The organism is Methylibium sp., assembly GCF_031393925.1.
Classification (GTDB): domain Bacteria; phylum Pseudomonadota; class Gammaproteobacteria; order Burkholderiales; family Burkholderiaceae_C; genus Methylibium.
This window is the reverse complement of sequence record NZ_JANMWL010000131.1, coordinates 1-8127: the sequence shown is the minus strand read 5'-3', so window position 1 is coordinate 8127 and position 8127 is coordinate 1. Positions and strand designations below refer to the sequence as shown.

Genomic DNA, 8127 nt, shown 5'->3' with positions numbered 1-8127 from the left:
ACCATGCGCAAACCTTCGCCGGCCGAGCCCACCAGCGTAAATGCGGGCCCCTGCAGCGCCTCGGGCGGCGCGAAGGCGACCGCCGCGCGGCCCCAGATCAACTGCACCAGCTCCAGGATCACGTAAGAGATGCCGAAGGTGACGAGCAACTCCGGCACATGGCCGAACTTGTGGACCTTGCGCAGCGCGGTGCGCTCGAACAGCGCGCCCAGCACGCCCACCACCAGCGGCGCGACGACGAGCGCCGGCCAGAAGCCGATCAGCCGCGCGACCCCATAGGCGATGTAGGCGCCGAGCATGTAGAAGCTGGCGTGCGCGAAGTTGAGCACGCCCATCATGCTGAAGATGAGCGTGAGCCCCGAGCTCAGCATGAACAGCAACAAGCCGTAGCTCAGGCCGTTGAGCATGGAGATAGTGAAGAACTCCATCGACTCCTCAGTCAGCACACCGCACGCAATGAAAGGCCCGAGCTGGTCTCCCGATCGGGCCAGAAAATTTCAGCGAAAAGACCTGTCTACGGCCGCTTCATCTGGCAGCTCGTCGGCGTGCTCGACACGTAGGCCGGGTACTCCTTGACGGGTGCCAAGGTCATGCCGGTGTTTTCGGGGCTGTAGGGAAACCTGGCATCGGCCTTCTGCCACACCGTGATGTAGAGCGGCTGCTGCAACTGGTGGTCGGCCTTGCGCATCTCGACCTCGCCGTTCATCTGACCGTCGAACCTGAGGCCTTCGAGCGCAGCGGCCACCTTCACCGGGTCGGTCGACTTGGCCTTGACCATCGCCGTGGTGAGCGCCGCGAAGATGCGGATCACCGAGCCGGTGTAGAAGTCGTCGTTGAACTTTGCCTTGAATTCGTTCTGCCACTGGCCCATCTGGCCGGGCAGGTTGTAGTGGTTGTAGGCGGCCTGGAAGATCCTGCCTTCAAAGCTCTTGCCCAAGGCCGTGGGCGTGCCGCTGACGCCGGCGTAGTAGGTGAAGAACTTGCCGCCGTAGCCGCCTTCGTTGGCGGCCTTCATCAGCAGCGCCAGGTCGGAGCCCCAGTTGCCGGTGATGACGGTGTCGGCGCCCGCCGCCTTGATCTTGGCGACATAGGGCGCGAAGTCGCGCACTTGCGCCAGCGGGTGCAGGTCGGTGCCGACGATCTGGATGTCGGGCCGCTTCTTCGCCAGATTTTCCCTGGCGAAGCGCTCGACCTGCTGGCCGTGCGAGTAGTTCTGGTTGAGCAGGTAGACCTTCTTGATGTCGGCCTGGTCTTTCATGAAGGTGGTGAGCGCCTCCATCTTCATGGACGTGTCGGCGTCGAAGCGGAAGTGCCAGTAGTTGCACTTGCTGTTGGTGAAGTCGGGATCCACCGCCGAGTGATTGAGGTAGACGACCTCCTTGCCCGGGTTGCGTTCGTTGTGCTTGGCCACCGCGTCGATCAGCGCGCCGGCCACCGAGGAGCCATTGCCCTGGGTGATGTAGCGCACGCCCTGGTCGAGCGCGGCCTTCAGGGCGTTGAGGCTCTCGGTCGGGCTCAGCTTGTTGTCCAGCGCGATGATCTCGAACTTGACGCCGGCCGGGTTGAGCCTGGCGTCGTTGTTGAACTTGTCGGCAAAGAACTGAAAGCTCTTGATCTGGTTCTGACCCACCGGCGCCATCAGACCCGACAGCGGGTCGATCCAGGCGATCTTGACGGTCTCGCCCTTTTGCGCGAAGGCCAGGCCGGCGTTAAGGGCCATGCCCGCGCCGACGACCAGGCGGGTGAGGCGCTCGAGTTGCATGGGAGTCTCCTGTGGGCCGCAGCCCGTGATCACACGACGCTGCTCGGGCGTCATTGGCAAGCGCCATGGGCCAGCGTGGCGCCGAAAACTCAGGCGTTCGGCAGCTTGTGCGCCTTGAACTGCTCGCGCAGTTTGTTCTTCTGCATCTTGCCGGTGGCACCGAGCGGAATGGCGTCGACGAACACCACGTCGTCGGGCACCTGCCACTTGGCGACGCGGCCTTCATAGAAGCGCAGCAACTCTGCGCTGGTGAGTTCGGCACCGGGCTTCTTGACCACCACCAGCAGTGGTCGCTCGTCCCACTTGGGGTGAGGCAGGGCGATGCAGGCCGCCATCGCCACGCCGGGGTGGGCGATGGCCACGTTCTCGATGTCGATCGAGCTGATCCACTCGCCGCCGGACTTGATCACGTCCTTGCTGCGGTCGGTGATCTGCAAAAAACCATCGGCGTCGATCACCGCCACATCGCCGGTGGGGAACCAGCCGCCCACCAGCGGGTCGCCGCCCTCGCCCTTGAAGTAGCTTTGGATGACCCACGGGCCGCGCACGTGCAGGTCGCCGCTGGCCTGGCCGTCCCACGGCAGCTCGCGGCCGTCGGGGTCGACGATGCGCATGTCAACGCCGTAAACCGCCCGGCCCTGCTTGGCCATCACCGCCAGTTGGGCGTCGGCGTCCAGCTCGCTTTGCGCCAGCTTGAGCTTGCACACGGTGCCCAGCGGCGACATTTCGGTCATGCCCCAGGCGTGCAGCACGGTGACACCGTAGTCGTCGCGAAAGCTCTTGATCATGGCCGGCGGGCAGGCCGAGCCGCCGATCACCGTGCGACGCATGTGCGTGAACGCGAGTCCGTGCTGCTTGACGTGGTTGAGCAGCATCAGCCACACCGTCGGCACGCCGGCGGCCATGGTCACGCGCTCGGACTCGAGCAGCTCGTAGACCGATTTGCCATCGAGCGCCGGCCCCGGGAACACCAGCTTGGCGCCGGTCATCGCCGCCCCGTACGGAATGCCCCAGGCGTTGACGTGAAACATCGGCACCACCGGCAGGACGCAGTCGCGCGCCGACAGGTCCAGGGCATCGGGCAGCGCCCCGGCGTAGGCGTGCAGCAGGGTCGAGCGGTGGCTGTAGAGGGCGCCCTTGGGGTTGCCGGTGGTGCCGCTCGTGTAGCACAGCACGGCGGCGCTGTTCTCGTCGAACGCGGGCCAGTCGTAGCCGTCGCTCTCGGCGTCGACCCAGGCTTCGTAGCTTTGCAGGCCGTCGATGCCGCTGTCTTTGGGCAGCGCGTCGGCGTCGCAGAGCGCGATCCAGTGCTTGACGGTGGTGCACTGGCGCCAGACGGCCTTGATGATCGGCAGGAAGCTCATGTCGAAGCACAGCACGCTGTCCTCGGCATGGTTGGCGATCCACGCCACCTGATCGGGCGCCAGACGCGGGTTGATCGTATGCACCACGCGGGCGCTGCCGGAGACACCGAAATACAGCTCGAAGTGGCGATAACCGTTCCAGGCCAGCGTGGCCACGCGCGCGCCCGTGGCCAGTCCCAGCCGGTCCAGTGCCTTGGCCACGCGCCGCGCGCGCCGTTCGGCATCGGCATAGGTGGTGCGATGCAGGTCGCCTTCGACGCGCCTGGAGACGATCTCGGTCGTGCCATGGTGGCGCGCCGCGTGCGTGATCAGCGACGAGATCATCAGCGGCATCTGCATCATCTGGCCCATCAAATGCGGCATGGCGTTTTCTCCTGGAGGTCGCTAAGGGTGCGCCGCATCATAGGAAACGGCCTCTCGCGGCCGGCCGCGGGTAAGCCCTAGACGCTGGCGGGCCGATGGCCGCTCGATAGACTGCCATGGATGAATGACGTACCCGCGCCCGTGCTCGACCGCCCTGCGGTTTTAACCGCGACCGCGACGGACGCGGCCACCCGGCCCGATGAAGCCGCTGCCGCGCCGCTGCGCTGGCTCAACACGTATGCCGCGCTCGGTGACGCGTTTTCCACCCGGCTCGCCGCGCAAGCGCTGCCTGAGCCGCAGTGGGTCGCCACCAGCGAGAGCTGCGCGGCGCTGCTCGGCTGGCCCGCAGACTGGGCCGATCGACCCGCGTGGCGCGCGCTCGAGGTCTTGTCCGGCGGCGCCCCCTGGCCCGGCAGCGAGCCGCTGGCCACCGTCTACAGCGGCCACCAGTTCGGCGTGTGGGCCGGCCAGCTCGGCGACGGGCGGGCGCTGCTGCTCGGCGAAGTCGCGAGTCCGGCCGGACCGATGGAGCTGCAGCTCAAGGGCAGCGGGCCGACGCCTTACTCCCGCATGGGCGATGGCCGCGCGGTGCTGCGCTCGTCGATCCGCGAGTTCTTGTGCTCCGAGGCGATGCATCACCTGGGCATACCCACCACGCGCGCACTGGCCGTCACCGGCTCGGCCTTGCCGGTGCGGCGCGAGAGCATCGAAACCGCGGCGGTGGTCACGCGCGTGGCGCCGAGCTTCCTGCGCTTCGGTCACTTCGAGCACTTTGCGCACCACGGCCTGCACGGCGAACTCGCGCGCCTGGTCGACTTCGTCATCGACCGCCACTACCCCGAGTGTCGCGACGCTGCCAACCCGCTGGCCGCGCTGCTCGGTCAGGTGACGCGGCGCACCGCGACCTTGATGGCCGACTGGCAGGCGGTGGGCTTTTGCCACGGCGTGATGAACACCGACAACATGTCGGTGCTGGGCCTCACCATCGACTACGGCCCGTTCGGCTTTCTCGACGGCTTCGACCCCGGCCACGTCTGCAACCACTCCGACCACCAGGGGCGCTATGCCTTTGCACGCCAGCCCAACGTCGGCTTGTGGAACCTGCATGCGCTCGCCCAGGCGCTGCTGCCGCTGATGGGGCAAGCCGAAGCGGCCAGCGAGGCCGCGCTCGAAGCGCTCGAGCCCTACCGAAGCGTCTTTCCCGCGGCGCTGAGCGCACGCCTGCGCGCCAAGCTCGGTCTCGTGGCCGAGCATGACGCCGACCAAGCGCTGATCGACGACTGGCTCACGCTGCTCGCCGCAGGGCGCACCGACTACACGCTGGCCTGGCGACGGCTGGCTGACTTCGACGCCGCCGACGCCGGCCCGGTGCGCGACCTCTTCATCGACCGCGCCGCCTTCGACGCCTGGGCGCTGCGCTATGCGGCGCGGCTCGCGGCGGAGCAGAGCGTCGACGCCGAGCGGGCATTGCGAATGAAGCGCGTCAACCCAAAGTACGTGCTGCGCAACCACCTGGCCGAGAATGCCATCCGCGCCGCCGACGGCGGCGACTACGGCGCGACCGAGCGCCTGTTGAAGGTGCTGGAGCGCCCCTTCGACGAGCAGCCCGAGCGCTCGGCCTATGCCGACTTCCCGCCCGACTGGGCGCAACACCTGGAGGTGTCCTGTTCATCATGAGCGCAACCGACGACACCGACCGCAAGGTCAACAAGAGCGAGGCCGAGTGGCAAGCCCGACTCGACCCGATGCAGTTCGATGTGACCCGCCATGCCGCCACCGAGCGCGCCTTCAGCGGCAAGTACTGGGACCATTGGGAACGCGGCACCTACGCCTGCGTCTGCTGCGGCGAGCCGCTGTTCGACTCCGCCACCAAGTTCGACGCCGGTTGCGGCTGGCCGAGCTACTCCGAAGCGCTGGCGGCCGGCATCGTCGAGCGCGTGGTCGACCGCGGCCACGGCATGGTGCGCGTCGAGGTGCGCTGCAAGAGCTGCGGTGCCCACCTCGGCCATGTGTTCGACGACGGCCCGGCGCCCAGCGGCGAGCGCTTTTGCATCAACTCGGCCTCGCTCGCGTTCGACCCCGGCAAATAGGCGCAGCGGCGAGCACGCACAATCGCCGCTTCTGGCGAACGACCGGCCGTTTCGACCCCGAGCCCCTACCCCGATGAAGATACTGTTCGACTTCCTGCCCATCTTGCTGTTCTTCGCCGCCTTCAAGCTGGCGGGGAGCCGGCCCGACGACGCCGCCACGTTCGCCAGCGAGCACTTTGGCTTCCTGGTTTCGGGCGGCACCGTGGGCGCGGGCGAGGCGCCGGTGCTGCTGGCCACGCTGGTGGTGATCGTCGCCACCTTCGCGCAGATCGGCTGGCTCATCGCGCACGGGCGCAAGGTCGACACCATGCTGTGGGTGAGCCTGGGCCTGGTCACCGTGCTGGGCGGCGCCACGGTGTGGTTCCACAACGAGACCTTCATCAAGTGGAAACCCAGCGTGCTGTACTGGGTCATGGGCACGGCGTTCTGGCTCAGCCAGGCGCTGTTTCGCAAAAACCTGCTGCAGACCATGATCGGCGAGCAGCTGCAGCTGCCACCGGCCGTGTGGCGCAACCTCAACCTCATGTGGATCGGCTTCTTTGCCTTCATGGGCCTGGCCAATCTCTACGTGGCCTACAGTTTCCCGACCGACATCTGGGTCAACTTCAAGCTGTTCGGTGGCATCGGCCTGATGCTGCTGTTCACGCTGGCCCAGGGGCTCTACCTGAGCCGCCACATGAAGACCGGAGATGAGTGAGCCGAGCCTGCATGCGCCGCCGAGCGCCGACGAAGTACAGGCCGCCCTGAGCGCCGCGCTGGCACCCCTCGAGCTCGCCGTCACCGACGACAGCCACCTCCACGCCGGCCATGCCGGCGCCCTCGAAGGACGGCATTTTTCGGTCCGCCTTGTCAGTGCGCGCTTCGAAGGTTTGTCGCGACTGGCGCGCCATCGCCTTGTGTATGATGCCCTCGCGTCATGGATGCAAAACGGCATTCACGCACTGGCCCTGACCACCCTGACGCCGACTGAGGCGTCACGCAGCGCCCCCTGATGGCCGGCTCGTCGCCGCGCCGCTCCGCCCTCCCCAACCCTCTCATGCAGTCCGAACCGATGAAGCCCATCCATCTTGCCGCCCGCCTCTCAATCGCGGCCCTGGCCGCCGCCCTGCTGGCGCCTGCCCTGGCCGCCGCGCAGAACATCGCCACCGTCAACGGCAAGCCGGTCCCCAAGTCCCGCGCCGAGGCACTGCTGAGCCAGGTCACCAAGCAGGCGCAAAGCCAGGGCCAGACCCTGCCGCCGGAGACCGAGAGCCAGGTCAAGGACGAAGTCGTGCTGCGTGAAATCTTCGTGCAAGAGGCCGAGAAGCGCGGTGTCGCCGCGAGCGCCGAATACAAGCAGCAGATGGAGCTGGCACGCCAGAGCATCCTGATCCGCGAGCTGTTCACCGACTTCCAGAAGAAGAACCCGGTGGCCGACGCCGACCTCAAGGCCGAGTACGACAAGGCCAAGTCGCAGGCCGGCGACAAGGAATACAAGGTACGCCACATCCTGGTCGAGAAGGAAGACGAAGCCAAGGCGCTGACCGCGCAGCTCAAGGGCGGCGCGAGCTTCGAGGAAGCCGCCAAGAAATCGAGCAAGGACCCCGGCTCGGCGCCCAAGGGCGGCGAGCTCGACTGGGCCGCACCCGGCAACTACGTGCCCGAGTTTTCGCAGGCCATGACCAAGCTGCAAAAGGGCGGCCTGACCGACGAGCCGGTGAAGAGCCAGTTCGGCTGGCACATCCTCAAGCTCGATGACGTACGCAACGCGCAGTTCCCGGCCTTCGAGGAAGTCAAGCCGCAGATCCAGCAACGCCTTACCCAGCAAAAGCTCCAGACCTTTCGCGACGAGTTGAAGGCCAAGGCGAAGACCGACTACAAGTTCAACTGAGTTCCTGCCGAGCGGCCGGCGCTCGGCTCGCACTGAAAAAAGCGTCCTGCGGGGCGCTTTTTTCTGCGCGGCCGGCCTCGGATCCTTCAAGTGTTTCGAACGCGTTCGCACGACACGGCAGGCGACGCCCTGCGGGGGCTCACGCTGTGGCGGTCTCCGCTTCGCTTCGACTGCGCTGCGGTGCTCGGGCCTGGCCCGTCGCGCAACTCGCTGCGTTCACTCCACACTAACAACCGTGGCGAGTCAGCCTACGAAGCGTGCTCCGCACGCCGACCCCAACCCTGCGCTCCTCGCCGCCACAGAGTGAGCCCCCGCCGGGCACCGCCTGCGCGAGCCATCAGCTTGGGGTTCGCGGCGAGAACCGACGCTGTATCTGCGAACGCGCCCCTGGCAGACGCCCCGCCCAGCACCGCGAGCCGCGCGCCGCGAGCGACCAGCGTGTGTACGCGCAACCCAGAGCACCGCCGTGTCTGCAAAGGCGTGCCCTGGCAGACGCCACCGCCGTGTACCGCGTGCCGCGAGCCCACGGCGCGGCGGTTCTCAACGCAACCCACCGCCGTGTCTGCAAAGGCGCGTCCGGGCAGGCGGCAGCGCGCCTTCGAGGCGCTGAGGAGCACAGGGCTCGTGGCCGCGCGCAGCGCTTCGTCCTCTGACTCGTCGCGCTTGTTTGAACGCAGC

At 67.2% G+C, this 8127-nt stretch carries 8 protein-coding genes; 5 read left to right on the top strand and 3 right to left on the bottom strand.

Annotation, left to right across the window (positions count from 1 at the left end):
• From RMO12_RS07780 to RMO12_RS07770, 3 genes are all read right to left on the bottom strand, one after another.
• The coding region (locus RMO12_RS07780) for a branched-chain amino acid ABC transporter permease (protein WP_405029638.1) at positions 1-428 on the bottom strand (428 nt) is incomplete at its 3' end.
• A gap of 86 nt (positions 429-514) precedes the next feature.
• Positions 515-1762: a branched-chain amino acid ABC transporter substrate-binding protein gene (locus RMO12_RS07775; protein ID WP_309638850.1), complete on the bottom strand. Its 1248-nt coding sequence runs from the start codon at positions 1760-1762 to the stop codon at positions 515-517.
• Positions 1763-1851: 89 nt separating this feature from the next.
• Positions 1852-3480, bottom strand: a complete 1629-nt coding sequence (locus tag RMO12_RS07770) for a 3-(methylthio)propionyl-CoA ligase (protein ID WP_309638851.1) — start codon at positions 3478-3480, stop codon at positions 1852-1854.
• Positions 3481-3609: 129 nt separating this feature from the next.
• Between RMO12_RS07770 and RMO12_RS07765 the strand changes: the two genes are divergently transcribed.
• The 5 genes from RMO12_RS07765 to RMO12_RS07745 all read left to right on the top strand — a co-directional run bounded on the left by RMO12_RS07765 (position 3610) and on the right by RMO12_RS07745 (position 7449).
• Positions 3610-5166 carry a protein adenylyltransferase SelO family protein gene (locus tag RMO12_RS07765; RefSeq protein WP_309638849.1) on the top strand — a complete coding sequence of 519 codons (1557 nt, stop codon included), beginning with the start codon at positions 3610-3612 and terminating at the stop codon, positions 5164-5166.
• Positions 5163-5579 carry a peptide-methionine (R)-S-oxide reductase MsrB gene (gene msrB, locus RMO12_RS07760; protein WP_309638848.1) on the top strand — a complete coding sequence of 139 codons (417 nt, stop codon included), beginning with the start codon at positions 5163-5165 and terminating at the stop codon, positions 5577-5579. Before RMO12_RS07765 ends, msrB begins: the two co-directional genes overlap by 4 nt.
• Before the next feature lie 73 nt (positions 5580-5652).
• A complete protein-coding gene (locus tag RMO12_RS07755; RefSeq protein ID WP_309624335.1) occupies positions 5653-6276 on the top strand; it encodes a septation protein A in 624 nt (207 codons plus the stop codon).
• Positions 6269-6571 carry a BolA family protein gene (locus tag RMO12_RS07750; protein ID WP_309624334.1) on the top strand — a complete coding sequence of 101 codons (303 nt, stop codon included), beginning with the start codon at positions 6269-6271 and terminating at the stop codon, positions 6569-6571. Before RMO12_RS07755 ends, RMO12_RS07750 begins: the two co-directional genes overlap by 8 nt.
• 59 nt (positions 6572-6630) lie before the next feature.
• Positions 6631-7449, top strand: coding sequence for a peptidylprolyl isomerase (locus RMO12_RS07745; protein WP_309638847.1), 819 nt, complete (start codon positions 6631-6633; stop codon positions 7447-7449).
• Positions 7450-8127: the final 678 nt, after the last annotated feature.

What these genes read in the sequence shown, in the direction of transcription:
- RMO12_RS07775 (WP_309638850.1), bottom strand. Translation starts at nt 1,762, where the DNA reads ATGCAACTCGAGCGCCTCACCCGCCTGGTCGTCGGCGCGGGCATGGCC.
- RMO12_RS07765 (WP_309638849.1), top strand. Translation starts at nt 3,610, where the DNA reads ATGAATGACGTACCCGCGCCCGTGCTCGACCGCCCTGCGGTTTTAACC.
- msrB (WP_309638848.1), top strand. Translation starts at nt 5,163, where the DNA reads ATGAGCGCAACCGACGACACCGACCGCAAGGTCAACAAGAGCGAGGCC.
- RMO12_RS07755 (WP_309624335.1), top strand. Translation starts at nt 5,653, where the DNA reads ATGAAGATACTGTTCGACTTCCTGCCCATCTTGCTGTTCTTCGCCGCC.
- RMO12_RS07750 (WP_309624334.1), top strand. Translation starts at nt 6,269, where the DNA reads ATGAGTGAGCCGAGCCTGCATGCGCCGCCGAGCGCCGACGAAGTACAG.
- RMO12_RS07745 (WP_309638847.1), top strand. Translation starts at nt 6,631, where the DNA reads ATGAAGCCCATCCATCTTGCCGCCCGCCTCTCAATCGCGGCCCTGGCC.